Origin of the sequence: Methylobacterium litchii, from assembly GCF_038442315.1 — a bacterium.
Taxonomy (GTDB): Bacteria; Pseudomonadota; Alphaproteobacteria; order Rhizobiales; family Beijerinckiaceae; genus Methylobacterium; species Methylobacterium litchii.
The window spans coordinates 339,407-362,753 of record NZ_JBBXMY010000002.1; the positions used below are offsets into that span (position 1 = coordinate 339,407).

The 23,347-nt window shown below is 70.6% G+C and carries 24 protein-coding genes and 1 riboswitch; of the genes, 10 read left to right on the forward strand and 14 right to left on the reverse strand.

What is annotated here, in order from left to right; translation table 11 throughout:
* Positions 1 to 36 precede the first annotated feature (36 nt).
* Genes AAHF99_RS06760 through AAHF99_RS06795 form a run of 8 tightly spaced genes read right to left on the reverse strand, consistent with a single transcriptional unit; the run spans position 37 to position 7,512 of the window.
* Positions 37 to 1,275 carry a CCA tRNA nucleotidyltransferase gene (locus AAHF99_RS06760; protein ID WP_342163315.1) on the reverse strand — a complete coding sequence of 413 codons (1,239 nt, stop codon included), beginning with the start codon at positions 1,273 to 1,275 and terminating at the stop codon, positions 37 to 39.
* Positions 1,272 to 1,529 (reverse strand): DUF6111 family protein, encoded by a 258-nt coding sequence (locus tag AAHF99_RS06765; protein ID WP_342163316.1) that lies wholly within the window; start codon positions 1,527 to 1,529, stop codon positions 1,272 to 1,274. The genes AAHF99_RS06760 and AAHF99_RS06765 overlap by 4 nt, the downstream gene beginning before the upstream one ends.
* A gap of 57 nt (positions 1,530 to 1,586) precedes the next feature.
* Positions 1,587 to 2,264 (reverse strand): CoA pyrophosphatase, encoded by a 678-nt coding sequence (locus tag AAHF99_RS06770; protein ID WP_342163317.1) that lies wholly within the window; start codon positions 2,262 to 2,264, stop codon positions 1,587 to 1,589.
* The gene (locus AAHF99_RS06775) at positions 2,261 to 2,845 is read right to left on the reverse strand and encodes a DUF1285 domain-containing protein (RefSeq protein WP_342163318.1); all 585 of its coding nucleotides are present in this window, start codon (positions 2,843 to 2,845) and stop codon (positions 2,261 to 2,263) included. The genes AAHF99_RS06770 and AAHF99_RS06775 overlap by 4 nt, the downstream gene beginning before the upstream one ends.
* 45 nt (positions 2,846 to 2,890) lie before the next feature.
* Entirely contained in the window at positions 2,891 to 3,310 is a 420-nt protein-coding gene (locus AAHF99_RS06780) for a PaaI family thioesterase (RefSeq protein ID WP_342163319.1), read from the reverse strand.
* A gap of 18 nt (positions 3,311 to 3,328) precedes the next feature.
* Positions 3,329 to 5,782 carry an ATP-dependent helicase HrpB gene (gene hrpB / locus AAHF99_RS06785; RefSeq protein WP_342163320.1) on the reverse strand — a complete coding sequence of 818 codons (2,454 nt, stop codon included), beginning with the start codon at positions 5,780 to 5,782 and terminating at the stop codon, positions 3,329 to 3,331.
* A gap of 42 nt (positions 5,783 to 5,824) precedes the next feature.
* Entirely contained in the window at positions 5,825 to 6,334 is a 510-nt protein-coding gene (locus tag AAHF99_RS06790) for an OsmC family protein (protein WP_342163321.1), read from the reverse strand.
* Between the two features lie 56 nt (positions 6,335 to 6,390).
* Entirely contained in the window at positions 6,391 to 7,512 is a 1,122-nt protein-coding gene (locus AAHF99_RS06795) for an aminotransferase class I/II-fold pyridoxal phosphate-dependent enzyme (RefSeq protein ID WP_342163459.1), read from the reverse strand.
* Positions 7,513 to 7,593: 81 nt separating this feature from the next.
* Between AAHF99_RS06795 and AAHF99_RS06800 the strand changes: the two genes are divergently transcribed.
* The 4 genes from AAHF99_RS06800 to AAHF99_RS06815 all read left to right on the forward strand — a co-directional run bounded on the left by AAHF99_RS06800 (position 7,594) and on the right by AAHF99_RS06815 (position 12,315).
* Positions 7,594 to 8,832 (forward strand): adenosylmethionine--8-amino-7-oxononanoate transaminase, encoded by a 1,239-nt coding sequence (locus AAHF99_RS06800; protein ID WP_342163322.1) that lies wholly within the window; start codon positions 7,594 to 7,596, stop codon positions 8,830 to 8,832.
* 119 nt (positions 8,833 to 8,951) lie between these two features.
* The gene (locus tag AAHF99_RS06805; protein WP_243957551.1) at positions 8,952 to 9,338 is read left to right on the forward strand and encodes a response regulator; all 387 of its coding nucleotides are present in this window, start codon (positions 8,952 to 8,954) and stop codon (positions 9,336 to 9,338) included.
* Between the two features lie 87 nt (positions 9,339 to 9,425).
* Positions 9,426 to 10,058 (forward strand): MarR family winged helix-turn-helix transcriptional regulator, encoded by a 633-nt coding sequence (locus AAHF99_RS06810; RefSeq protein WP_342163324.1) that lies wholly within the window; start codon positions 9,426 to 9,428, stop codon positions 10,056 to 10,058.
* Positions 10,059 to 10,188: 130 nt separating this feature from the next.
* Positions 10,189 to 12,315 carry a TonB-dependent receptor gene (locus AAHF99_RS06815; protein WP_342163325.1) on the forward strand — a complete coding sequence of 709 codons (2,127 nt, stop codon included), beginning with the start codon at positions 10,189 to 10,191 and terminating at the stop codon, positions 12,313 to 12,315.
* Between the two features lie 49 nt (positions 12,316 to 12,364).
* Here the strand turns inward: AAHF99_RS06815 and AAHF99_RS06820 are convergent, their stop codons facing one another.
* The 4 genes from AAHF99_RS06820 to AAHF99_RS06835 are packed head-to-tail and all read right to left on the reverse strand — an operon-like array spanning position 12,365 to position 16,478.
* The gene (locus AAHF99_RS06820) at positions 12,365 to 12,538 is read right to left on the reverse strand and encodes a metallothionein (RefSeq protein ID WP_342163326.1); all 174 of its coding nucleotides are present in this window, start codon (positions 12,536 to 12,538) and stop codon (positions 12,365 to 12,367) included.
* Between the two features lie 17 nt (positions 12,539 to 12,555).
* Entirely contained in the window at positions 12,556 to 12,885 is a 330-nt protein-coding gene (locus AAHF99_RS06825) for an ArsR/SmtB family transcription factor (protein ID WP_342163327.1), read from the reverse strand.
* A 54-nt stretch (positions 12,886 to 12,939) separates the two neighbouring features.
* Entirely contained in the window at positions 12,940 to 14,310 is a 1,371-nt protein-coding gene (locus AAHF99_RS06830) for a PepSY domain-containing protein (RefSeq protein ID WP_342163328.1), read from the reverse strand.
* The gene (locus AAHF99_RS06835; protein WP_342163329.1) at positions 14,307 to 16,478 is read right to left on the reverse strand and encodes a TonB-dependent receptor; all 2,172 of its coding nucleotides are present in this window, start codon (positions 16,476 to 16,478) and stop codon (positions 14,307 to 14,309) included. Before AAHF99_RS06835 ends, AAHF99_RS06830 begins: the two co-directional genes overlap by 4 nt.
* Positions 16,479 to 16,711: 233 nt before the next feature.
* Positions 16,712 to 16,910, reverse strand: a riboswitch (cobalamin riboswitch).
* Positions 16,911 to 17,012: 102 nt separating this feature from the next.
* Here AAHF99_RS06835 and AAHF99_RS06840 point away from each other — a divergent pair.
* The 5 genes from AAHF99_RS06840 (at position 17,013) to AAHF99_RS06860 (ending at position 20,755) form a co-directional block, all read left to right on the forward strand.
* On the forward strand, positions 17,013 to 18,317 hold the full coding sequence (locus AAHF99_RS06840) for an RluA family pseudouridine synthase (RefSeq protein ID WP_342163330.1): 1,305 nt from the start codon (positions 17,013 to 17,015) through the stop codon (positions 18,315 to 18,317).
* 119 nt (positions 18,318 to 18,436) lie between these two features.
* Positions 18,437 to 18,823: a hypothetical protein gene (locus tag AAHF99_RS06845; RefSeq protein ID WP_342163331.1), complete on the forward strand. Its 387-nt coding sequence runs from the start codon at positions 18,437 to 18,439 to the stop codon at positions 18,821 to 18,823.
* Between the two features lie 13 nt (positions 18,824 to 18,836).
* Positions 18,837 to 19,487, forward strand: a complete 651-nt coding sequence (locus AAHF99_RS06850) for an HAD-IA family hydrolase (protein ID WP_342163332.1) — start codon at positions 18,837 to 18,839, stop codon at positions 19,485 to 19,487.
* A gap of 42 nt (positions 19,488 to 19,529) precedes the next feature.
* Positions 19,530 to 20,321 (forward strand): ATP12 family chaperone protein, encoded by a 792-nt coding sequence (locus AAHF99_RS06855; protein ID WP_342163333.1) that lies wholly within the window; start codon positions 19,530 to 19,532, stop codon positions 20,319 to 20,321.
* A gap of 131 nt (positions 20,322 to 20,452) precedes the next feature.
* Entirely contained in the window at positions 20,453 to 20,755 is a 303-nt protein-coding gene (locus AAHF99_RS06860) for a hypothetical protein (RefSeq protein WP_342163334.1), read from the forward strand.
* Here AAHF99_RS06860 and AAHF99_RS06865 read toward each other — a convergent pair.
* Positions 20,752 to 21,237 (reverse strand): glutathione peroxidase, encoded by a 486-nt coding sequence (locus tag AAHF99_RS06865; protein WP_342163335.1) that lies wholly within the window; start codon positions 21,235 to 21,237, stop codon positions 20,752 to 20,754. The genes AAHF99_RS06860 and AAHF99_RS06865 overlap by 4 nt on opposite strands.
* 63 nt (positions 21,238 to 21,300) lie before the next feature.
* Positions 21,301 to 21,849 (reverse strand): hypothetical protein, encoded by a 549-nt coding sequence (locus tag AAHF99_RS06870; protein ID WP_342163336.1) that lies wholly within the window; start codon positions 21,847 to 21,849, stop codon positions 21,301 to 21,303.
* A gap of 107 nt (positions 21,850 to 21,956) precedes the next feature.
* On the opposite strand from AAHF99_RS06870, the gene AAHF99_RS06875 reads away from it, so the two are divergent.
* Complete coding sequence (locus AAHF99_RS06875; RefSeq protein WP_342163337.1) at positions 21,957 to 23,342, forward strand: aminotransferase; 1,386 nt, start codon at positions 21,957 to 21,959, stop codon at positions 23,340 to 23,342.
* The last annotated feature ends 5 nt before the right edge of the window (positions 23,343 to 23,347 follow it).

Genomic DNA, 23,347 nt, shown 5'->3' on the forward strand with positions numbered 1-23,347 from the left:
TTGAAGCGTCCCCGTCCAATCGGCGGGGACGTTTTTTTATGGGCGCGCGGCCTTTAGCGCCCGGGCCAGCAGGGCTTGGCGCGAGGCGTCATCCTCCGGGCAGCCGAGCGCGAGCCATTCGGCCTTCGCCACCGCGAGGCGTTTCCCAATGGCCCGACCGGGGGGAAGACCCTCGCGGACGAGATCGCCGCCGGTTAGGGGAAAGACCGGATCGCTCGCTCCATGCGCCAAGCGCGCGGCCTCCGCCAGGGCGGCTTCGTCTGGGCGCGGGCGTGGCTCGTTCGCGAGGATCGCCAACGTCTCCGCCACCATGCGTCCGCCATGGATGGACGCGAGGGCACGGACGTCCTTCAGGCCCAGCGCCTCACGCCCGTGGAGCGCGGCGAGGAGCGCGGCGTAGGTATCCAGTTGCGCCGTCTCGGCATTCGAGAGGCGCAGGCTGTCGCGCAGGCGCGGCTCGTCGTGGGCGGCGTGAACGCATAGCGTCGCGAGCCGCATCGTGGCCCCCTGCCCTGCCGCCGCGCTGCGGGCGAGGCGCCCCATTTCCGCGACGCCGCCGCTGATCCGCTGCAACAGGCCCGTCCCGGACAGCAGCGTCACCACGGGTACGCAGCCGGGGGCCAGCAGCAGCTTCAGGAATTCGCTGCGCACCCGCTCGCGGGACAGGCCGTCGAGGGCATCGCGGGCGGCGATACAGGCGGCGAGCGCCTGCCGATCCGGCTCGGCCTCGGCGAAGCGGGCGTGAAAGCGGAAGAAGCGCAGGATGCGCAGGGCGTCCTCGCGGATGCGCGTCGCCGCCTCGCCGATGAAGCGGACGCGGCCGGCGCGCAGGTCGTCCAGGCCCCCCACCGTGTCGTGCAGCGCCCCGTCCGCGCCGAGGGACAGGGCGTTGATGGTGAAGTCGCGCCGGGCGGCGTCCTGCGCGAAGTCGCCGCCGAACCGCACCACCGCGTGGCGCCCGTCCGTCTCGACGTCCTCCCGGAGGGTCGTGACCTCGATGGGTTCCTGCGGCGTCACTACGGTGATCGTGCCGTGCTCGATGCCGGTCGGCACGGCCTTCAGCCCGGCGCGGCGCGCCTGCTCCATCACCGCCTCGGGCCGGAGCGTCGTCGCGAGGTCGATGTCGGACGCGGCAGAGCCCAGGAGGGCATCGCGCACGCAGCCGCCGACGAGGCGGGTTTCCTCACCGGGCGCGGCAAGGGCGGCCAGGGTGGCGCGCACGCTCGGACGGGCGAGAAGCGCCGCCGGACCCGCCGTGTCGAGGCTGCGGCTCACCGAAACTGCCCCGGCACGAGGCGCCCGTTCTCCATGTGCGGCGGCACGTAGCCGGTTTCGCTGCGGGTCGAGAACAGGCCCTCGTAGACGAGGGAGGCGATCACCACGAACAGCCCGGCCAGGACGAGCCGCGTGCCCTGCCTCGTCCAGTGGTGCAACCGGAACGGATTGCGCCCCGTCACCACAAGCAGGACGAGGAACAGGCCGAAGGGTATCAGGAAGAGGCCGAACTCTTCGATGAAGCGGCGAAGCATGGATATGTCGGCTTGAGGATGTTTCGCGGGGCGAAAGGCTGCGATACGAAAGCGAGACTAGCGCGGCCGGTCTCCGCTGTCGCCGGAAACCGGTAGATTCTCGGGATAAAGCCGCTCGCGCAGGTTATTGAGGATACCGGCGGTGACGCCCCAGATCAGCCGCCCGCCAAACGGCATGGCGTAGAACCAGCGCTGCCGTCCCTTCCATTCCCGCGATTGGAGGACATACCGCTCCCGGTCCATCAGGAAGGAGAGCGGCACCTCGAACACCTCGGCGACCTCGGTGGGGTTCGGGCGGAACGGCTCGGAGGGCGCTGCGAGGCCGATGACCGGCGTGACGAGGAAGCCCGTGCCGGAGAGATAGGGGTCGAGATAGCCGAGCACCCGCACGTCCTCCGGCGCGAGGGCGATCTCCTCCTGCGCCTCGCGCAACGCGGCTTCGGCGGGGCCGGGATCGGTCGGGTCGATCTTGCCCCCCGGCAGGGCGACTTGGCCCGAATGGTCGCGCAGGCCGCTGGCGCGCTGCGTCAGCACGAGGGCGGGGCCCTCGGGACGGTGGATCACCGGCACCAGCACCGCCGCCCTGCGATGGGGCGGGGGTGGAATGACCGCCGCGCCGTCCGGGTCGATGCTGTGGTCGCCGCGCGGGTTCGAGGTCGGATCGTCCGGCCCCGGCGGCACGCGCGAAAGCCCCGCCTCGGCACGGGAGAGGAAGTCGGAGAGGGCTGCGGTCACGCTTGGTCCGCCGGGGCGATCCGGTGGAACGCGCCCCCGGCGGCGATCCCGAGCCAGACTTGGCCGTCGATCTCGCGCTCCTCGGCGAGCTCCACGAGGTCGTAGGTCAGGGCGCGAGTGACGAGCGCCCAGAGGCCGCGCCGGACGTGGAGGTAGGGCTTCAGCCCGCCCTCCGAATCCTGCTCGAAGCGCAGGGCGTGGTCGGCATCGAGGCGCACGAGGTCATCGACGTTGGTGCGGAAGGCGATGCTGCGGTCCGGCCCCTCGCCCTCCACCGCCATCTCGACGGCGAGGAACGGCGCGTCCTCCACGACGATGCCGACGCTTTCCACGGGGGTGACGAGGACGGTGCGTCCGTCCGCCTCCCGCCGCAGGATGGTCGAGAACAGGCGGACGAGCTTGTCCCGGCGGATCGGGGAGCCGTTATGGTGCCACGTCCCGTCGGCGGCGATGCGGATGTCGATCTCGCCGCAATAGGGCGGATTCCAGTGCTCAACCGGCGGCAGGCCGCGCTTGGGCAGGGTGCCGAGGGCCGCGCTCAGGCGGCTGAGGGCCGGATCGGGGGCGGCGTCTTCGCTCATCCTTGCAAGATAGCGCCGAGCGGGCGCCTCAACCATGGGCGAGCCTCAGCCTTTCCGGCTGCGCAGGATCTTCCAGACGCCGTCGCCCGTGGCGACGAGGCGTTCGCCGTCGCGGACTTCGCCGCGCATGAAGACCAGGGAGCCGGTGCGCTTCACGACGATGGATTCGCAGGTGAGCCAATCGTCCATCCGGCCGGCTTCGAGGAATTTCATCTCGAGCTGGATGGTCACGCAGTTCGCCCCGTCCGCCGCCGCCATGGCCGTGACCCCCATGGCGCGGTCGGCGAAGCTCATGAGCATGCCGCCATGCACGACGCCGATGAGGTTGGCGTGCTTCTGCGAGGCGCGGAAGGCGTAGACGCCATCGCGCACGTAGAGCGGGCCGACCGTGGCGATGAAGCCTTCGTCCTCGATATGGACCCAGCCCGAGGCGGCGGGGTCGTCGCGTTCCGTGGTGTCGGTCATGGCATCCTCTTGGGTGATTCAGGTGCCCCGCGGCTTCGCCCGGCGGGTCGGCGCCTCGGCCAGGGGATCCTCCGGCCAGGGATGGCGGGGGTAGCGCCCGCGCATTTCGGCGCGGACAGCGGCCCATGAACCGCGCCAGAAGCCCGGCAGGTCGCGGGTAATCTGGATCGGCCGCTGGGCCGGCGATAGCAGGTGCAGCACCAGCGGGCGCCCCCCGGCGCTCGGGTGCCTGTCGAGGCCGAACAATTCTTGCACCCGCACCGACAGGGTGGGCTCCTCGGCGGCGTAATCGATGGCGATGCGCGAGCCGGTCGGCACCTCGACATGGGTCGGGGCGGCGGTGTCGAGGCGCGCGCGAAGCTCCCAGGGCAAGAGGCCGTGAAGGGCGTTGGCGAGGTCGTCGGCGGTGATCGCCCCAAGGCTCGTGCGCCCGACGATGGACGGGGCGAGCCATTCGCCCGCCGTGGCGGTGAGCGTGGCGTCCGAGAGGTCCGGCCACGCCTCGCCTTCGGCCGCGCGGAGGAAGTTCACGCGGGCGCGCCATTGCGAGAGGGCGGATGTCCAGGGCAACCGCTCGATCCCGAGCCGGACGATGCCCTCGGCGAGGATCGCCGCCGAAGCCTCGTCGGCCGGGACAGGCAAGGTTGTCTCGCCGAGGTTTACCGCGCCGAGGCGGCGCACCGAGCGGGCGCGCAGCGAGGCGGCCTGCGAATCGAACGTGACTTGCGTGACGGCCTCGATCCGCTCCGCGAACAGGGCCTCGATGTCCTCGGCGGTGATGGCGGCGGCGGCCAGGATGCGCGCGTTGGCGGCGATTCCCGCCAGATCGGCCACGACGATGTATTGTCCGCGCGCCAGCGGGCTCGCGGCGTCGAGCCGCCCGGCCCGGCCGCTCGCCATCACGAACTCACCCTCGCGGCCCCTAGCGCGGGCGACGCGATCCGGGAAGGCCAGCGCCAGGAGCGGCCCCGCCGGGCTGGGCTCGGACGGGCCGCTTGCGCCAGCGATCCGCGCCCAGTTCTCCGCGAGCCGGCGCATGTCGGTCGCCCGGCCGCCCCGGTCTCGGGCGAACCGCTCGACGCGCTCATCGAGATCGACGGCATCGCCGCCGAGGCCGCGCTCCACGAGCACCGCCGCCAGATTCGCCGCCGCCCGGCCGCGTCCGTCCTGCGCGGCCGTCGCCACCATCCGCGCGAGGCGGGGCGGCAGCGGCAGGGCGCGCAGGCGCCGGCCGATCTCGGTCAGGCGCCCGTCGGCATTGAGGGCGCCGAGCCCGTCGAGCATGGTGCGCGCCTCGGCCAGGGCGGGGGCCGGCGGCGGATCGAGGAAGGCGAGGTTGCGCGGGTCGGGCACGCCCCAGGCGGCGCAATCGAGGAGCAGCCCGGCGAGATCGCTCGACAGAATCTCGGGCTTGGCGAAGGCCTCCAAGGCACCGTTGCCCGCCTCGGCCCAGAGCCGCCAGCAGATGCCGGGCTCGGTGCGGCCCGCGCGGCCCCGGCGCTGATCCACCGCCGCCCGCGAGGCCCGCGCGGTGACGAGGCGGGTGAGGCCGAGGCCGGGCTCGTAGACCGGCACCCGCGCGAGGCCGGAATCGACCACGATGCGCACGCCCTCGATGGTCAGCGAGGTTTCCGCGATGGAGGTGGCGAGCACCACCTTGCGCTGGCCGGGGCGCGCGGGGCTCACCGCCCTGTCCTGCTCGGCCGGGGTGAGCGCGCCGTAGAGGGGCGCCAGGATCACCTCCGGCCCGACCTTCCCAGCCAGCGCCTCGGCCGTGCGGCGGATCTCGGCCTGCCCCGGCAGGAAAACCAGCACCGAGCCGGGATCGGCCCGCAGCGCCCGCAGCACCGCCTCCGTGACACTGTCCTCGATCCGGCGATTCGGATCGCGGTCGAGGTAGCGGGTTTCCACCGGGAAGGCGCGGCCCTCGGAGGCCACGACCGGTGCGTCGTTCAGGAGCCCCGCCACACGCGCCCCGTCGAGGGTCGCGGACATGACGAGGATTCGCAGGTCCTCGCGCAGGCCACCCTGCGCGTCGAGGGCCAGGGCGAGGCCGAGATCGGCATCGAGGGAGCGCTCGTGGAACTCGTCGAACAGCACCGCGCCGATGCCGGTGAGTTCGGGATCGTCCAGGATCATGCGGGTGAACACACCCTCCGTGACCACTTCGATCCGGGTGCGCGCGGTGATCTTGGAGCCGAGGCGCACGCGCAGGCCCACCGTGCCGCCGACCTCCTCGCCCAGCGTCTTCGCCATGCGGGCGGCGGCGGCCCGCGCCGCGAGGCGGCGGGGCTCCAGCAGCACGATCTTGCCTCCGCCGAGCCACGGGGCGTCGAGCAGGTCGAGGGGAACGCGCGTGGTCTTGCCGGCGCCGGGGGGCGCCACGAGCACGGCGGCGTTGCGGGCCGCGAGGGCCTTTCGGAGATCGGGAAGCGCCGCCTCGATCGGCAGCGCGGGGTGCGGGTCGGCCATCGCCGCCGCTGATGCAGCGGCGCGGCCGTCCGCGCAACCGCCTCAGGCGGTGGTGAGCGCCACCGACAGGGCCGGCTTGTGGTTCAGGGTCTGGAACACGACGCAGTAGCGCTCGGTGAGCTTCAGGAGTTGCGCCAGCTTCTCCTCCGAGGCGTCGGTGTCGAGGGTGAAGGACAGGCGGATATCGCGAAAGCCCACCGGGGCCTCCTTGTCGACGCCGAGCGTGCCCCGGAAATCGAGATCGCCCTCCGCCGAGACGGTGCCCGCGCGCAGGGGGATTTCGAGGGCGGTGGCCACGGCCTTCACCGTCACGCCCGCGCAGGCGACGAGGGCTTCGAGCAGCATGTCGCCGGAGCAGAGTTCGGCGCCGGAGCCGCCGGTCGCCGGGTGGAGCCCGGCAACCGCCAGGGCGCGGCCCGTCTCGACCTTGCAGGCGATGCTGCTGTCGTCCAGCGTGCCCTTGGCCTTCAGGGTGATGACGGCCGAATCCGGCGCGTTGCGATACTGGTCCTTGAGGGGGGCCTGGAGGCTGCGCAGGGTGGTGGCGTCCATGGGGTTCGTTTCCTCTCTCTGGTTGATGCCCCGCGTAGCGTCTCGCGAAGCCGGGCTCAACCGGTGGTAAAGCGCGCCACCGCCTCCGCGAGGGCGTCCACCTGCGATTCGCTGTGCGCCGCCGAGAAGGCCACCCGTAGCCGCGCCGTGCCGGCGGGCACCGTCGGCGGGCGGATCGCCACCACGAGGAAGCCCTCCGCTTCGAGCTTGCCCGACAGGTCGAGGGCTTTCTGCGCGTCGCCGACCAGCACTGGCACCACGGCGCTCTCGGCCTCGGGCAGCCCAAGACGGGTGGTGAAGCGGCGAGCGAGCTGGATCGGCCGGGCGCCGCGCTCCGGCTCCTCTTCGAGGATCGCCAGGGCTTCGAGCGCCGCCGCCGCCGAGGCCGGGGGCAAGCCCGTCGTGTAGACGAAGCTGCGGGCGCGGCTGGTGAGCAGGTCGATCACCGGCTGCGAGGCGCAGAGGTAGCCACCATAGGAGCCGAGCGACTTCGACAGCGTGCCCATTTCGAGGGGGGCACGCGGCCCGTCCTCGACCATGCCGAGGCCGTGCGCGTCGTCCACCAGGGTCCAGGCCTCGTGGTCCCGCCCCACGGTGAGGATGTCCTGCATCGGCGCCCGGTCGCCATCCATGGAGAAGACGCGCTCGGTGAGGATCAGCGCCCGTCCGTGGGCGGCACGCTTGGCGCCCAGGATCGCCGCGAGGTCGGCGACGTCGTTGTGGCGGAAGGTGAGAACCGTCGCCCCCGAGAGCCGCGCCCCCGCCCACATGCAGGCATGGGAGAGTTCATCGAGCAGGACGAGATCACCCTTGCCCGCAAGGGCCGGGGTGATGCCGAGATTGGCGAGGTAGCCGCTGCCGAACACGAGGGCCGCATCCTTGCCCTTGTGCGCCGCGAGCCGGGCTTCGAGGGCGGCGAGCACCGCGTGGTTGCCGGTGACGAGGCGCGAGCCCCCCGCCCCGGCGCCATGCGCCCCCACCGCCGCCTGCGCCGCCGCGATCACGCGCGGATGATGCGACAGGCCGAGATAATCGTTGCACGAGAACGAGACGAGCGCCCGCCCTCCCCGCGCGGCGGCGGCCTCGGGACCCCGCCCGGTGATCGTGAGCCGCCGACGCAGGGCGCCGGCTTCGAGCGCGGCGAGCTTGTCCTGCGCGAAGGCATCGAGGCTGTTCATGAGGGCGAGAAGCCAGGGCGGCGGGGTGGCGTCAAGGCTCCGGCGGTTGACCCCGGCGGCGGCTCTGTCCATCCCCCGCCCATGACCACGCATCTCTGGCGCCCCTACACCCAGATGAAGCACGCCGCCCCGCCGCTGGAAGCGGTGGCGACGAAGGGCACGCGCATCCGCCTGGCGGACGGGCGGGAACTGGTGGACGGCATCGCCTCGTGGTGGACGGCGGTACACGGCTACAACCACCCGCACATTGCCGAGGCGGTGTCGCGCCAGCTCGCCGCCATGCCCCACGTGATGTTCGGCGGGCTGACCCATGCGCCGGCCGAACGGCTCGCCGCCCGCCTGGCCGCCCTGCTGCCGGGCGATCTGAACCACGTCTTCTTCAGCGATTCGGGCTCGGTGGCCGTCGAGGTCGCGCTGAAGATGGCCGCGCAATACTGGCTGAACCGGGGAATCGCAGGCCGCACCCGGGTGCTCGCGTTCCGGGGCGGTTACCACGGCGACACAATGGGGGCGATGTCGGTCTGCGACCCCGACGAGGGGATGCACCGCCGCTTCGGCGCGTACCTGCCGGAGCAGATTTTTTGTGACTTGCCGTGCACCGCCGACCAGACAGAGGCGCTCGATGCCGCGCTCGCCCGGCACCGCGACACCCTCGCGGCGGTGATCGTGGAGCCGCTGGTGCAGGGGGCGGGCGGGATGCTGATGCATCCGCCGGAGGTGCTGGCGACCATTGCCCGGTTGGCGGCCCGGCACGGCCTGCCGCTGATCGCGGACGAGATCTTCACCGGTTTCGGCCGCACGGGCACCCTGTTCGCCTGCGAGCAGGCGGGTATCGTGCCCGACATTCTCTGCCTGTCGAAGGCGCTGACCGGCGGGACCATGACGCTCGCCGCCACGGTGGCGCGCTCCGGGATCTTCGAGGCCTTCTGGTCCGACGACCCGGCGGCGGCGCTGATGCACGGCCCGACCTTCATGGCGAACCCGCTGGCCTGCGCCGCCGCCAATGCCAGCCTCGACCTGTTCGAGCAGGAGCCGCGCCTTTCCCAGGCCCGCGCCATCGGCGCGCGGCTCGCGGCGGGGCTCGCGGACCTGCGCGGCGCGCCGGGGGTGGCGGATGTGCGGGTGCTCGGCGCCATCGGCTGCGTGCAATTCGCGGGAGCGCCGGACCTCGCCGCACTAAAGGAACGGCTGCTGGCGCGGGGCGTCTGGGTGCGGCCGTTCGGCGACATCCTCTACCTGACGCCGGCCCTCACCATCGCCGAGGCCGATCTCGACCGGCTGATCGCGGCCGTGGTCGAGACCGTGCGCGAAAATCGCTGATCTCGTGCGCGAGAGGTGCCCCGGGGCTGCAACTACGGGGCGTTTGTCCCGTTGGGATTACGGCCGGGGAGGCCGCAAACTGGCTGCGCCGGAGGGTTGGCGGCGGGGAGGAGCACGACGTGACGAGTGAGCAGACGGTAGCGGACGATCGGCCGGTGATCCTCCTCGTCGAGGATGAGGCGTTGACCATCATGGACCTCGGCGACGTGCTCGAGGAAGGCGGCTACGACACCATCCAGTGCGCCTCGGCCGAGCGCGCCCTGAGCATCCTCCAGACGCGCCCCGACATCTGCGGCCTCGTCACCGACGTGCAGCTCTCGGGCAAGACGGACGGGTTCGACCTCGCCAGCTCCGTCGCCGAGGCGCGGCCGCAATTGCCGATTCTCATCGTCTCAGGACGCGCCGCGCCCGATCCCGACCGGATGCCGCAGCACGCGGAGTTCATCGCGCGGCCGTGCAGCGGCGAGGATATCCTGCAGCGGCTGCGCCACCTCATGCATTGCTGAGCGGCCGAGCCGGCGCCGCTCTGTCATCCCATCGTCACCGGTTTTCCGCCAAGAGCCCAGGGGCTGGCAGAAGAACGGGAATCGAAGGTGCAGGTCTACGATCTTCCGGTGCTTGCCGCCGGGTCCGACGCAGCCTCGCTCGCGGGCGAGAAGGCCAAGCCCGACCGCGAGGCGGATACGGAAGGTGCCGTGTTCGATCCGGGTTCGAAGAAACTGCGCCCTCCGGGGTCGCGCAGCGTCGGCTGGGCGCTGGTCCAGGCGGCGCGCCTTCACCGGGCGCGGACTGGGGACCGGCTGGCCAAGATCGGCCTGTTCGCGGGCCAGGAGCAGGTGGTGCAGGTGCTCGCCGCCGCCGGCACTATGACGATGGGCGATCTCGCCGCGCTCCTTCGGGTCCGCCCGCCCACGGCCTCCAAGACCGTAACGCGCCTCGCGGCCCTGGGCATCGTCGAGCGCCGCGCCGAAGCCGGCGATGGCCGCGTGGTTCGGGTGCGTCTCACCGAGGTCGGCCTTGCGAAGGCCCAGGCCATCGAGGCGATCCAGGAAGAGGTCGAGGCGGAATTGCTCGACCATCTCGACAAGGGCGACCGCCGCCGCCTGCGCAAGCTGCTGCGCAAGGCCGCGAAGGGCCTCGCCGAAGCGGCGGGCGCCGCCGGTCAGGCGACGGAGATCGACGCCGAAATCGAGGGTGAGGACGAGGCCGACGCCCTGGCGCCGTAAGCGCCCCACACCCGCCGACCTGTTGCAACTGAGTAACGTTTCACCGCCATTTCCTTCATGGCCCCGAACCGGCCTTGCGGGGTGACACCATGGCGCGGCATTGAAACGTTATAACAAGTTGTGAGTCTCGATGTCCGCGCCGCGCCATTCCGTCGTGCCTGCCCTCGCCTGCGCCGCGCTGCTCGGCACGGGGCCTGCGCTGGGTCAGAGCGCCGTCACTCTGGACCAGATCAGCGTCACCAGCCCGACGCCGGTCCAACCGAGCCGGGCCGCCGTCACGGGGGACGCGAACTTCCCCATCGGCATCCTACCGGTGGCGACGGACACGTTTTCCCCGGTCACGGTGGTCACGCAGCAGCAGATCCAGCGGGACCAGCCCCGCACATTGGGCGACGCGCTGTTCGATCGGCCGGGCATCTCCGGCACGACCTACGCCCCCGGTGCCGCCTCCCGCCCCATCATCCGCGGCCTCGACAATGCGCGGGTGCGCATCCAGGAAAACGGCATCGTCAATGGCGGCGTGTCGGACCTCGGCGAGGACCACGCGGTGCCCGTGAACCCGCTCGTGTCCGACCGGATCGAGGTGATCCGGGGCCCGGCCACCCTGCGCTACGGTTCGGGCGCCATCGGCGGCGTCGTCTCGGCCGACAACAACCGCGTGCCGACCTTCATCCCGGCGAATGGCGTCCAGGGCCAGGTGACGAGCGGCTATTCGACGGTCGACAACGGCCGGCTCGGCGCCGCGACGGTCGATGCGGGCGGCGACGGCATCGCCGTCCATGCGGACGGGTTCAAGACCGCCGCCGACAATTACGCCATCCCCGGCGGCATCCAGCGCAACTCCTACAACGAATCGCAGGGCGGGGCCTTCGGCATCTCGGCCATCGGCGACCGTGGGTTCGCCGGCATCTCGTTCAGCCACTACGATGCGATCTACGCCATCCCCGGTGGCGTCGCGGAGCAGGACCGCACCCGCCTCACCCCGAACCAGGACCGCGTCCTCAGCCGGGGCGAGTATCGCCCGCTGGACGGACCCATCGAGGTCATCCGCTACTGGGCGGGCTACTCGGTCTACAAGCACAACGAGGTCGGGATCGGCGAGGACGGGATTGAGGGGATCCAGGCCACCTTCAAGAACCGCGAGGCCGAGGCACGGCTCGAATTCCAGCACGTTCCCGTCTTCACCGAGATCGGCAAGCTGACCGGCGCGCTCGGCTTCCAGTCCGACCGGCGGGTGATCAACACCGCCCTCGAAGCCTTCCTGCCGAAGACGGAATCCCGCGCCAACGCGGTGTACCTGTTCGAGGAACTGGAATTGCGGCCCGGCACACGGCTTCAGGCGGCGGGCCGCTACGAGGTGGACCGCATCTCCGGCACGGCGGCGCAGTTCCCCGGCGATTATCTCCCCGTGAACGGCGAGGACCCGCTGCAATACGCGCGCACCCGGCGCTTCGCGCCGAAGAGCGTGAGCCTCGGCGCGCTGCAGGATCTGCCCTACGACTTCGTGGCGAGCCTGACCGGCTCCTATGTCGAGCGCGGCCCGAGCGGTTACGAATTGTTCTCGCAGGGGCCACACGACGCCACGGCGACGTTCGAGATCGGCAACCCGAACCTGAAGCGCGAGCGCGCCCGCACCATCGAGGCGAGCATCCGCCGGGCCGTCGGCCCGCTGCGCCTCGACGCGACCGGCTACTACACGCGCTACACGGGCTTCATCTACCGCAACTACACGGGCCTGTTCTGCGACGACGACTTCGCCTCGTGCGGTACGGGCACCGAGAATCGGCAGATCGTCTACCAGCAGCAAAACGCGACGTTCTACGGCGCCGAAATCATCGGCCAGTACGACATCCTGCCGATCGGTGACGGGTTCGCGGGTGTGGAGGCGCAGTTCGATGCCGTGCGCGCGCAATTCGATGACGGCACCAACGTGCCGCGCATCCCGCCCTACCGCGTCGGCGGCGGCGTCTATGTGCGGGCGGATGGGTGGTTCGCGCGGGTGAACCTGCTCCACGCCTTCGACCAGCGCCGCATCGCCGCGTTCGAGACGCCGACCGCCGGCTACAACGACCTACGCGCCGAGGTGAGCTACACCGCCCCCCTCGATCCGAAGGTCTACGGCGCAACCTCCGTCACCCTCGGCCTGCAAGGGCGCAACCTGCTCGACGCGGATATCCGCAACGCGGCCTCGTTCAAGAAGGACGAGATCCTGCTGCCCGGCCGGAACGTGCGCCTGTTCCTCACCGCGCGGTTCTGATCGGCGCGAGCTCCGGCCCGGTCGGCAAGACCGGGCCGGGTCGTCAGCCTCAGCCGTGGCACTCGCAGCCGGCGTGGTGGCAGCCGGCATGGTCCTTGTGACCTTCGGCGCATTCATCGCAGCAGAACGCCTTGCCGTCCTTCGAGACGGCCTTCGCCACCGAGACCACGCACACGCAGTCCGGACAGGCGCACTTCACCAATTCGACATCGACGCTCGACATATCCCAATCCCCACGCTTCAGGATCCGTCCGCCTCCGCGTCCGGATGGTGATGGTCATGCGGCTCGGTAAAATGGGCAATCATGTTGCGCAGCACGTCGCGCACATGGTCGTCATCGATGGCGTAGGCCACGTTCCGCCCCTGCCGCGTCGCCCGCATGATCCGCGCCGTGCGAAGCAGGCGCAGGTGGTGCGACACGAGGGACTGCGATTGGCCGACCGCCTCACCGATCTCCCCCACGGTGCGCTCGCCCTCCAGGCAGGTGAGCGCGATCCGCAAGCGAGTCGGATCGCCGAGCAGGCGAAACACCTCCGCAACCGCCGAAACCGGATCCGATGGCTGCGTCACGAATCTCCCCAACACATGAACACCTCTTCATGTGTTGCAGGTTGAGGGTTCCTGTCAAGTGCGGGCGAGGCGGCGGATGCCGGCCACCAGCCCGGTCACGGCGATGCCGGCGGCGAGGCTGTTGAGGATCCATTGCGCGGTTTCACGGCCGGTCGGGCGCAGGGTCAGGCCCGGCAGGTCGAGCCGGTGCGGGGCGTCGAACAGCCAGCGGTTCACCCGGCCCGAGCGGTCGAGCCGGGTCAGCATGGCGCCGTCGCGTGGGTCGATGTGGAGCCACGTCGCGGCGGGGTCATCGTAGATCAGGCGCAGGATCGGCAGCGGGCGCGCGTCGCCGTGGGGATACCAATAGGCGTCGTAGGCCGTGATCCGCGCGGCCGAGACGAGCCTGCCACCGGGCACGGACACGGCGGCGGTGAGGGTGGTGTCGTCCAGGCCGGCGGCGATGCCATCGCGCACCACGAACCACCGTCCGCCGATCGCCGTGAAACGCAGCGCCTTCGTCTCCGGCCCCCGCCGCAGGTCGTCGGGCGACAAGCCGATGCGGCCGGGTGCGCCGGCATAGGCCACCCTGATCTCGTCCGGCACGGACAGCGAGGAAAACCAGCGGTTCGGGTTCATGGAGAGCCACCCGCTGACGATGAATCCGGCGAGTCCGATCCCACCGACGAGGCCGAAAGCATGGTGGCAGAGGGCGAGGCCGCGATAGGGGCTGACCGCGCCGCCGCGATAGCGCCGCCACAGGCGCATCCGCCAGATGCCGATGACGAGGCCGGTCAGCGCGGTGACGCTCGCGACGCCGGAGAGCCAGAGTACCGCCTGGCGCCATGCCTCCGGACGCGCGCGCAGGGGCGTGACGTAGACCCAATGAACCACGGCCCCAACCCAGTTCCACCCGCGCTGCCAGCGCGTGGTGACGAGGGCGATCTCGCCGGTCGGCTCTGAGACATACGTTTCGGTGCCCGCCGAATCGCCGGAGGCCACCTGCAGGAAGGGCCGCAGGGGGTCGTAGCGCGCCGTGACCGTCCACTGGTCGCGCCATACCGGCTCGACCGCCCCGCCGCCCGCGATCCGCGCAGCCTCGTCCGGGCCGATGGGCCCGAGCCGCTCGCCCGTCTCGGCTGAGATTGTGACGCGCCCGCCATCGGGGGCGGCGAGGCGATAGACCGGCCTGTCGCCGCGCATCTCCAGCCGGACATCCATCGCCCTCACCAACGCGAGGGCGGCGTCGGGGCCGAGCTTCACCGTGTCCCAATCGAGGGGCGCAAGGCGGGCGAGCCGTTCCGCCTCGTCGAGGCGGGGAAACGGCACGTAGAGCATCACCAGCCCAGAGCCGATCCACAAGGCGAAGAGCAGGGCCGTGCCGATCCCGAGCCAGCGATGGCCCAGGATCAGCCAGCGCTTGCCCCGCTTGCCGACGGCGCTCACCAGCTCACCGTGTAGGCGACCTCGACGGAGCGCGGGCGGCCGAGCAGCCAATTGGTGCCAACGCCGTTCACGGCGTTGCCGCTGATGGCGTAGACCTTGTCGAACAGGTTGTAGACCCGCAGCGACAGGCGCGAATACGCCGTGACCTGCCGGTCGAGGACGAGGTTCACGAGGTTGTAGCCGGGGCGCCGAGCCGTGTTGCCGAAGTCGCTGAAGACCTCCCCCACGTTCTGAAGGCCCACGCGCACGGCCCAGTCGCGGGTCGGCTCCCAGGTAAGCCACAGGTTCGCCACCCGCTCCGGCACGTCGATGGGCTGCCGGCCGGCGTAGGAGACGGCCGCGCCGTTCACGATCTGGTCGAAGCTGTCGTATTGCGCGTGCAGGAGGGCGAGGTTGCCGTCGAGCCGCCAGCCCGGCGTAAACCGCCAGCCCAGCGCCAACTCTACGCCCTGCGAGGATTGACTCCCCACCTGCACGCCGACCGCCGACGAGCCGGGCAGGCGCGAGATCAGGTTGTCCTTCACGATGCGGTAGCCGGCGAGTGTCCATTCGAGGGCGCCATCGAAGGCCAGCCCCTTGGCACCGACCTCGATCTGGTCGCCGGTCGCCAGCTTGAAGCCCGCGAGCGATTGCGACAGCGTGATGAGGCTCCCGACCGGATCGGTGGCGTAGCTATATTGCGCGTAGAGGGCGCTGTCGGGCGTCGGGTTGTAGACGAGGCCGAACCGGTAGCCGAGCGCCTGGAAGCTTCGGTCGAACTGCGCGCCGGTCTGCAGATCCTGCCGGTGCAGCGTCGGCAGGTCGAGGCGCGCACCCGTGAGGAAGGACAGCTTGTCGGTGATGACCAGCCGATCCTCGGCGAAGAACGAGGCCTGATTGGTTTGCGTGGCATAGGCCGGGATCGCCCGGCCGTTCTGCGGGAACAGGCCGGGATCGTAGCCGACGAGGGGCACGCTCGTGGTCTGGTCGAAGTAGAAGTTGTTCGTGTGCCGGAAGTCGATGTGATTGACATCGAAGCCCACCGAGACATCGTTCGGCCGCCCGAACAGCGCGCCCCGGAACGTGGCGTCCAGGCGATTCCCGATCTGCTCCTGGTTGTGGTAGATTTCCAGGTAATCGGAGCGGTCCACGAGGCCGGTGCCCCGGTTGAACGCGTATTGCTCCACGTCCAGCCAATGCCGCCGGCTCGTAAGCGTGTAGGCCGTGTTGCGGATGGTGATGTCGGCGGAGGGCGACCATTCGGTCTTGAGCGCGGTCCAGTTGTCGGCCCAGGTGATCTTCGGATCGCGGACGTTGTAGTTGTTGAACCGGATCAGGTCCGGGATCCGCCCCTCGACCAACGGGGTGCCCCAGTAGCGCATCGGCTCCTGATAGCCGAGGTCGTGCGAGAGGGTGATGGCGAGGTCGGGGCTCGGGCGGAACAGCAAGGCCGCCGACACCGCGAGGTTGCGGAAATCGCCCGCCTGATTGAGCCAGCCATCCGCCCGGTTGCCGCTGACGTTCAATCGGTAGGCGAAGGTGTCGCCGTAATCGGCCTGCGCGATGCCGCCGCCCGAATCGAGAGCCAGCCGGGCGACCCCGTCCGAGCCGACCACCGCCCGCGCGGTGTTGATGGGCACGAAGGTCGGCTTCTTCGGCACGACGTTGATGATGCCGCCGATGGCGCCGTCGCCGTAGAGCACGGAGGACGGGCCGCGCAGCACCTCAATGCGCTCGACGTTCCACGTGTCGAACGGGAACGTCACCGTGCCGGCGCCGACGTAGAAGCGCGTGCCGTCGTAGAGCTGCTGGATCGACGTCGGCCCCGCGAAGCCCCGGCTGGTGAAGGTGCCGTTTCCGTAGCCCGGCGTGGCGACGGCGGTGACGCCCGTGGCGTCCTGCGTCACGGCGTCGATGATCCTGTCCTGGCCGCGCAACCGTGCGGTTTCGCCAGAGACGATATCGACGCTGGCCGGCGTTTCGAGGGGCGTCAGGCCGAGGCGGCTCGCCGTGCGGTCCGGGGTGCGCAGGTTGAGGCCGGTGGGCGAGGCGCGGGTGAGGCTCACCCCGCCCTCCCCTTCGACGGACAATTGATCGAGGGTCACGGCCTCCTGCGCGGAGGCGGGGGACACGATGGCGAGGGGAGCGACAAGAGCCAACAGGCGGCGTCTGGAACGGGAAACGGACATCGATGGACGGACTCCGGCGCGGCGGATGCCGGCCTCACCCCACATGCAATGTAACAACATTACATGTCCAGCTTGTCGCGAAGGCTCGGGCAGAACCTCGGCGGATGGCTGGAATGCGGGCATGGCGGACGCGGGCGCGCTGCTGTGGCACGTCACCGCGAACGAGGCCTCGGCAGCGCCGCTCAGGGCGCAGCTTCGACACCCGCCAGGACACCCCGCCCGGCGCGTTTCGCGTGTGACCACGGCTGACGGCAGGTCTCCTGGCTCACGGGTCGCCGCCGTCCCACCGTCTTCCCGGGCGAACCGGCCCAGTGACGTGAATGGTGGAAAAGCTCACCGCTTACAGTTGCGGGGGCAGCCGCGGCTTCGGGTTGCCCCACACCGCGTTCCCTTTTGATCCCCGAAAGGGGAACCGTCACGGCCACGCTAGGCGACGCACTCCCCCCGCGTCAACGCTCGCAAAGCGGCTATCCCGGGGCAAGACTTTGCCGGGTGCGGCCAGCGATGCTATGCGGCGGGCATTCCAGGAAGATCATGACCACACGACCTCCCCGCCGCGGCGGCCCTTCCGGCGGCAATGGCCGCCCCGATGGACGGCCGGGCCGCAAGCCGCCGTTCGGCGCCAACCGCGCCCGCACCGGCCCGCGCACCAGCGCCCACGATGCCGCCGAGCGCGCCGCCCGCGCCCGCGGCGACGATTCAAGCGAGCGCTCGCCGTGGATTCCGGCCGCCGCGCCGGAGCCGCGCGAGCCGCGCAAGCCCAAACCAAAGCCCGAGCCCGTGGCCCCGCCCCCCGGCCCGAGCAAGCGGGAGCAGCGCGCCGAGGCCTCGGCGACCCTCGCCTCCGGCGTGCAGACGCTGATGGTGGAGGCGGACGAGGCGGGGATGCGGATCGACCGCTTCCTCACAGCGCGGTTCCCGCAGCTACCCTTCACCCGCGTGCAGAGCATCGTCCGCAAGGGCGAGCTGCGCGTCGACGGCAAGCGCGCCAAGCCGAACGACCGGCTGGAGCCGGGGATGAGCGTGCGCGTGCCGCCGCTGCGCCTCGACCAGCCGAACGACCGCCCGCGCAGCGCCGCCCGCGATTCGGACGACGCCACCTTCCTGCGGAGCCTCATCCTGTACGAGGATGCGGAGATGATGGTGCTGAACAAGCCCTTCGGCCTCGCCGTGCAGGGGGGCTCGGGCACCGTCCGACATGTCGATGGCCTCCTCGAATCGCTGATCGGGCCGGACGGGCAGAAGCCCCGCCTCGTCCACCGGCTCGACAAGGACACGGCCGGCTGCCTCATCATCGCGAAGACGCGGCTCGCCGCCTCGACGCTGGCCAAGAGCTTCCGCTCGCGCAACGCCCGCAAGATCTACTGGGCGCTTTGCGCCGGGGTGCCGCGCGTCAAGCAGGGCCGGGTCTCGACCTATCTCGCCAAAGACGAGCCGACCGATGCCGACGCGCGGATGCGCATCGCCAAGCACGGTGACGAGGGTGCCACACACGCGCTCACCTATTACGCCACGGTCGATCACGTGGCGCAGAAGCTGTCCTGGCTATCGTTCAAGCCGGTGACGGGGCGCACGCACCAGTTGCGCGCCCACGCGGCCCATATCGGCCACCCCATCGTCGGCGACCCGAAATACTTCTCGGTCGAGAACTGGGAATTGCCCGGCGGCATCCAGAACCGCCTGCACCTCCTGGCGCGGCGGATCGTGATCCCGCATCCGCGCACGGGGAAGCCCGTGGACGTGAGCGCGCCGCTGCCGCAGCACATGCAGCAGAGCTGGAACCTCCTCGGTTTCGATGCCGGGCGGTACGATCCGGTGGTGGACGCACCGGAAGATTGATCGGCCGGAGCGCTCCTGCGGGCGGCCATGCCTTGGCAACGGCGCCGCCTGCCTCATATGCTGCCTTGCTCGGCCGCGCGCCTGCCTGCCGGGATATCCGACGGTCGAGACCCTGGGACATGAAGCTCGCGACTCTGGCCTGCCTCGCCGCCCTGTGCCTGACGGCGCCCATCGCCCATGCGGCGCCGGGCGATGCCGCGCCGGCTCCGCAGAAGCCGGCGGCGTCCAAACCCGAGCCTGCGAAGGCGGAACCCGCCAAGGTCGAGGCGCCCGTTGCCCGCGCCGAGCCCCGTGCCGCCGGCGCACCCGTCGTCGGCAGTCGCGACAAGCGGCGGCGCTCCTACGCGGCTTGCAACCGGGCCTCGCACCAGCGTGGCTATCGCGGCGGCAAGCGGCGGCGGTTCCTCATCCGCTGCCGCCTCGGCTACGAGCGCACCCGCCACCAGCAACAGCAGCAGCAGGCGCCCGCCGCCGCGCCCGCGCCTGCACCCGTTCGCAAGCCATGAGATGGGGCTGCCGATGAGGCTCGTCGTCTTCGACGTGGACGGCACCCTCGTCGACAGCCAGCATCTGATCGTCGCCGCGCAGGGCGTCGCCTTCGCCGAGCTCGGCCTGCCCGCGCCCGAGCGGCGCATCGCCCTGTCCGTGGTTGGGCTGTCCCTGCCGCAGGCCTTCCGCCGACTCGTCGGCGAGGACGGGCCTGTGGCCGAACTCTCCGAAGCCTACAAGCTCGCCTACAACCGCCTGCGGCTCGACCCGGATCACGAGGAGCCGCTGTTTCCCGGCATGGCCGATCTGCTCGACCGGCTTCATGCGAATCCGGGGGTGATGCTCGGCATCGCGACGGGCAAGTCGCGCCGAGGCGTGGACCGGCTGATCGAGCATTACGGCTGGGAGGGCCGCTTCGTCACGACGCAGACGGCGGACGATGCGCCCTCGAAGCCCGATCCCGCCATGCTCCATCAGGCCATGCGGGAGGCCGGCACCGGCCCCGACGGCACAGTGATGATTGGGGACACGACCTACGACATCGGCATGGCGGTGGCGGCGGGCGTCGCGCCCATCGGGGTCGCCTGGGGCTACCACGCACCGGGCTCCCTGCTCCGCGCGGGCGCGGTGACGGTGGTGGAGAATACGGCCGCGCTGGAACCGCTGCTCGGCCTCGCCTGACCCCCCTCGCCCACGGGCGGCGAAACGCCTATGTGCGTGCCCATGAGCGACGTGACGCGAGACTGGCTCGGCGAACCGGGCGATGAGGCACGGCCCGATCCGATGCGGGCCGCACGGTCGGGGGCCAAACCCGCCCTCCCCCGCCGGTTCTACAAGGAGGCCGGCTTCGCCCCGACCGAGGGCGGGTTTCGCCTGACCCTCGATGGACGGTCGGCCAACACGCCGGCCCGCAACCCCCTGCTTCTCCCCTCCGAGACGCTGGCCGAAGCCGTCGCGGCGGAATGGGGGGCGCAGACCACCGAGATCGACCCGGCGAAGATGCCGCTCACCCGCTTGGCCAACACGGCCATCGACGGCGTGTCCCAGCGCCTCGATGCCGTGGCCGACGACCTCTGTGCCTATGCGCAGACGGACCTCCTCGCCTACCGCGCCGCAGACCCGGACAAGCTCGTCTCCGCGCAGGCGCAAGCCTGGGATCCGGTGCTGGATTGGGCTTACGAGACGTTCGGCGCGCGGCTGATCCTCAGCGAGGGCGTGATGCACGTCACGCAGCCGCCGCAGAGCGTTCAGGCCCTGTCCGAGGCCGTCCGGCAGGTGCGCGACCCCTTCAAGCTCGCCGCCCTCCACACCCTCACGACGCTCTCCGGCTCGCTCATTCTCGCCCTCGCCGTGCTGCACGGGCGGCTCGACCCGGCGGAAGCCTGGGCTGCCGCCCATGTGGACGAGACCTATCAGGCCGATGTCTGGGGGCGCGACGAGGAGGCCGAGGAGCGCCTTGCGGTGCGCCGCGCGGAGTTCGAGGCCGCCGCGCGGACCATCGCGGCCCTCTCGTGAGGCGTCTGCTGCCGATGCAATCGGGCAACATCGCTGCCCGGCTTTCACCATAATCGTCCGACCGCGAAACAACCCCTGGCGGAAATCGCCTCCGTCGTATTAGCATCGGCCCGTCAAGAATTGGCTGCCCGATGTCCGTCCCTTCGACCGACGAAAACACCTTCATCGACGATCTGACGGCGATTTTAGGTCGCGCGCGGGGTCCTCGCGAACGCGATTCGCGTATTGCGCTGTTCGAGTCGCTGTCTCGGCTCGAGAAGCAAGCTTTCGTGGGTGGTGCGTCGGCGCTGACTCTCGGCCGGTTGGCCGAAAGCCGGTTCCTCGCGGGGATCCTGCGGGAGTCCGTTTCGCCCGTTTGCTACCAGAGCGAGCGCGGCCCCCGCCAGCTCTGGACCGCCGCGCCCGATTTCCGCGCGAGCCACGAGCCCGCCTAGACCCTCAGCGCCTTGTCGATGGCCCCGGCGAGCGAGACCGGGCGATCCTTCGGCGCGAAGCGCGCGATGGGCACGCCGTCCCGCCCCACGAGGAACTTCGTGAAGTTCCACTTGATCGCCGCCGTGCTGAACAGGCCGCGACGGCTGCGGGTGAGGTAGGTGAAGAGCGGATCGGCATTCGGCCCGTTCACCTCGACCTTGCCGAGGATGGGGAACGTCACGTCGTAGCTCAGCGAGCAGAACCGCGCGATCTCCGCCGCATCTCCCGGCTCCTGCTTGCCGAACTGGTTGCAGGGAAATCCGAGGACGGTGAACCCCGCCTCGCGCCGCGCGCGCCAGAGGTCTTCGAGGCCGGCATATTGCGAGGTGAAGCCGCAGCGGGACGCCGTGTTGACGATGAGCAGCGCCTGCCCCCGGTACTGCGCCAGCGGGTGCGGGCTCCCGTCCCCCTCGTGGACGGTGAAATCGTGGATCGTGGTCATTCCGTCCGGCTTTTCCTGGCTCCCGCGATGCATAGAGCATCGGGGGCCTTCACCGGAATAGGCTCAGGCCGGCTGCGGCGATGGGCGGACCTTCTCCACGTCGAAGGTGAGGCCCTGCGGGGTCATCCGCTCGCGGGTGACGATGCGCTCGTCGGCGGCGATGATGCCGAGGGGGACGTCCCTGTCGGGCAGCACCATCGTCGTCGTCTTGTTCACGTGGACGAGCACGTGCCGCCCCTTGGCCGCCGAGGCCACCGCCCAGCGGCGCAACTGCCCGTAATAGGGCTCGCGCCGCCATGCGTTCGCCTGCCCCGGATCGACCTGCACGTTCATGTTGCGGGTCGTCGGATCGAGGCTCAGCACCATCTTGGCGCGCTCCGGCTTCCATTCCGGGCCGAGCCAGCCCTCCGTCATCCAGAGGCAATGGAAGGCGCGGCAATGGTCCGGCCGCGTCGCGTGGATCGCGCAGCCCCGGCCGGACAGGGTGTGCCGGCACCATTGCCCGGCGACGCTCTCCACCGCCGGCACGTCGTAGACCTTGCAGCACAGGGTGCAGGTGCCGCAGGCGCGGCCGGGCGCGGGGTGGGCGATGTAGCTGTCGGGGCTCTGCATCGGTTGGTCCGGCATGCGTCCGGGGAAGAGGGATCGCGGACGACGGACCTATCTGCGCAGGCATCGTGCCGGTAGTGTGGCACGGCCCATTGTCCAGGAGCGCCTGCATGCTCTCGAACCTCGCGACCCGCGACGTCGAAACTCTGCTCCACCCTTACACGCAGCTCGCGAATCACCGCCGCACCGGCCCATTGGTGCTGGAGCGCGGGGACGGCGTGCACGTCTACGACGCGGATGGCCGCCCCTATATCGAGGGCATGGCGGGGCTGTGGTGCACGGCGCTCGGCTATTCCAATGCGGAACTCGTCGAGGCGGCGCGGGAGCAGATGGGCCGCCTGCCCTTCTCGCATCTCTTCTCCGGCCGCAGCCACGACCCGGCCATCGAACTGGCCGAGACGCTGAAGGAGCTGATGCCGGTCCCGACCTCGAAGGTCTTCTTCTGCTCGTCGGGCTCGGAGGCGAACGACACGCAGGTGAAGCTCGCGTGGTACTACAACAACGCCCTCGGGCGGCCGAACAAGAAGAAGATCATCGCCCGCAAGAAGGGCTATCATGGCGTCACCATCGCCAGCGCCTCCATGACCGGCCTGCCGGCCAACCATCTGGACTGGGATCTGCCCCTGCCGGGCTTCCTGCACGTCTCGACGCCGCACCATTATCGGGGCGCCGAGCCGGGTGAGAGCGAGGAGGCCTATTCCGCCCGCCTCGCCGCCGAACTGGAAGAGACGATCCTGCGCGAGGGGCCGGAGACGGTCGCCGCCTTCATCGCCGAACCGGTGATGGGTGCGGGCGGGGCGATCATCCCGCCGAAGGGCTACTTCCCCGCGATTCAGGCCGTGCTGACGAAGTATGAGGTGCGGTTGATCGCCGACGAGGTGATCTGCGGCTTCGGCCGGTTGGGCACGTGGTTCGGCGGCGAAACCCTGGAGATGCGGCCTGATACGATCTCCTTCGCCAAGGCCGTGACCTCCGGCTACGTGCCGCTGGGCGGCATCAGCATCGACCCACCGCTCTACGAGGCCCTGCTCGGGCAGAGCGAGAAGCTCGGCGGCTTCGGCCACGGCACGACCTATTCCGGGCATCCCGTCGCCTGCGCCGTCGCGATCAAGGCCATCGAGATCTACAAGCGCGACCGTGTGATCGAGGGCGCGGCCGAGAAGGCCCCGCACTTCCAGCGGCGCCTGTCGGCGTTGGCCGAGCACGACATCGTCGGCGAGGCCAAGGGCATGGGCCTGATCGGCGGCCTGGAGATCGTCGCCGACAAGGCGAGCCGCCGCCAATACGATCCGAAGGCCGGCGTGTCCGCCCGCTGCGTTGCCTTCGCCCAGGAGGAAGGGCTGATCGTCCGCTACCTCTCGGGGGATCGCGTAGCGGTGTGCCCGCCGCTCATCATCACGCGGGAGGAGATCGACACACTGTTCGACCGCCTGACGCGGGCGCTCGACCGGACGCGGGACTGGATCCGCGCCGAGGGGCTGACGGCGGTCGGCTAGGCGCC

Coding starts and splice junctions, on each gene's coding strand:
- AAHF99_RS06780 (WP_342163319.1), bottom strand. CDS start 3,310: ATGACCGACACCACGGAACGCGACGACCCCGCCGCCTCGGGCTGGGTC.
- AAHF99_RS06815 (WP_342163325.1), top strand. CDS start 10,189: ATGTCCGCGCCGCGCCATTCCGTCGTGCCTGCCCTCGCCTGCGCCGCG.
- AAHF99_RS06835 (WP_342163329.1), bottom strand. CDS start 16,478: ATGTCCGTTTCCCGTTCCAGACGCCGCCTGTTGGCTCTTGTCGCTCCC.
- AAHF99_RS06845 (WP_342163331.1), top strand. CDS start 18,437: ATGAAGCTCGCGACTCTGGCCTGCCTCGCCGCCCTGTGCCTGACGGCG.
- AAHF99_RS06765 (WP_342163316.1), bottom strand. CDS start 1,529: ATGCTTCGCCGCTTCATCGAAGAGTTCGGCCTCTTCCTGATACCCTTC.
- AAHF99_RS06775 (WP_342163318.1), bottom strand. CDS start 2,845: ATGAGCGAAGACGCCGCCCCCGATCCGGCCCTCAGCCGCCTGAGCGCG.
- AAHF99_RS06790 (WP_342163321.1), bottom strand. CDS start 6,334: ATGGACGCCACCACCCTGCGCAGCCTCCAGGCCCCCCTCAAGGACCAG.
- AAHF99_RS06840 (WP_342163330.1), top strand. CDS start 17,013: ATGACCACACGACCTCCCCGCCGCGGCGGCCCTTCCGGCGGCAATGGC.
- hrpB (WP_342163320.1), bottom strand. CDS start 5,782: ATGGCCGACCCGCACCCCGCGCTGCCGATCGAGGCGGCGCTTCCCGAT.
- AAHF99_RS06855 (WP_342163333.1), top strand. CDS start 19,530: ATGAGCGACGTGACGCGAGACTGGCTCGGCGAACCGGGCGATGAGGCA.
- AAHF99_RS06875 (WP_342163337.1), top strand. CDS start 21,957: ATGCTCTCGAACCTCGCGACCCGCGACGTCGAAACTCTGCTCCACCCT.
- AAHF99_RS06870 (WP_342163336.1), bottom strand. CDS start 21,849: ATGCAGAGCCCCGACAGCTACATCGCCCACCCCGCGCCCGGCCGCGCC.
- AAHF99_RS06800 (WP_342163322.1), top strand. CDS start 7,594: ATGACCACGCATCTCTGGCGCCCCTACACCCAGATGAAGCACGCCGCC.
- AAHF99_RS06795 (WP_342163459.1), bottom strand. CDS start 7,512: ATGAACAGCCTCGATGCCTTCGCGCAGGACAAGCTCGCCGCGCTCGAA.
- AAHF99_RS06865 (WP_342163335.1), bottom strand. CDS start 21,237: ATGACCACGATCCACGATTTCACCGTCCACGAGGGGGACGGGAGCCCG.
- AAHF99_RS06850 (WP_342163332.1), top strand. CDS start 18,837: ATGAGGCTCGTCGTCTTCGACGTGGACGGCACCCTCGTCGACAGCCAG.
- AAHF99_RS06820 (WP_342163326.1), bottom strand. CDS start 12,538: ATGTCGAGCGTCGATGTCGAATTGGTGAAGTGCGCCTGTCCGGACTGC.
- AAHF99_RS06860 (WP_342163334.1), top strand. CDS start 20,453: ATGTCCGTCCCTTCGACCGACGAAAACACCTTCATCGACGATCTGACG.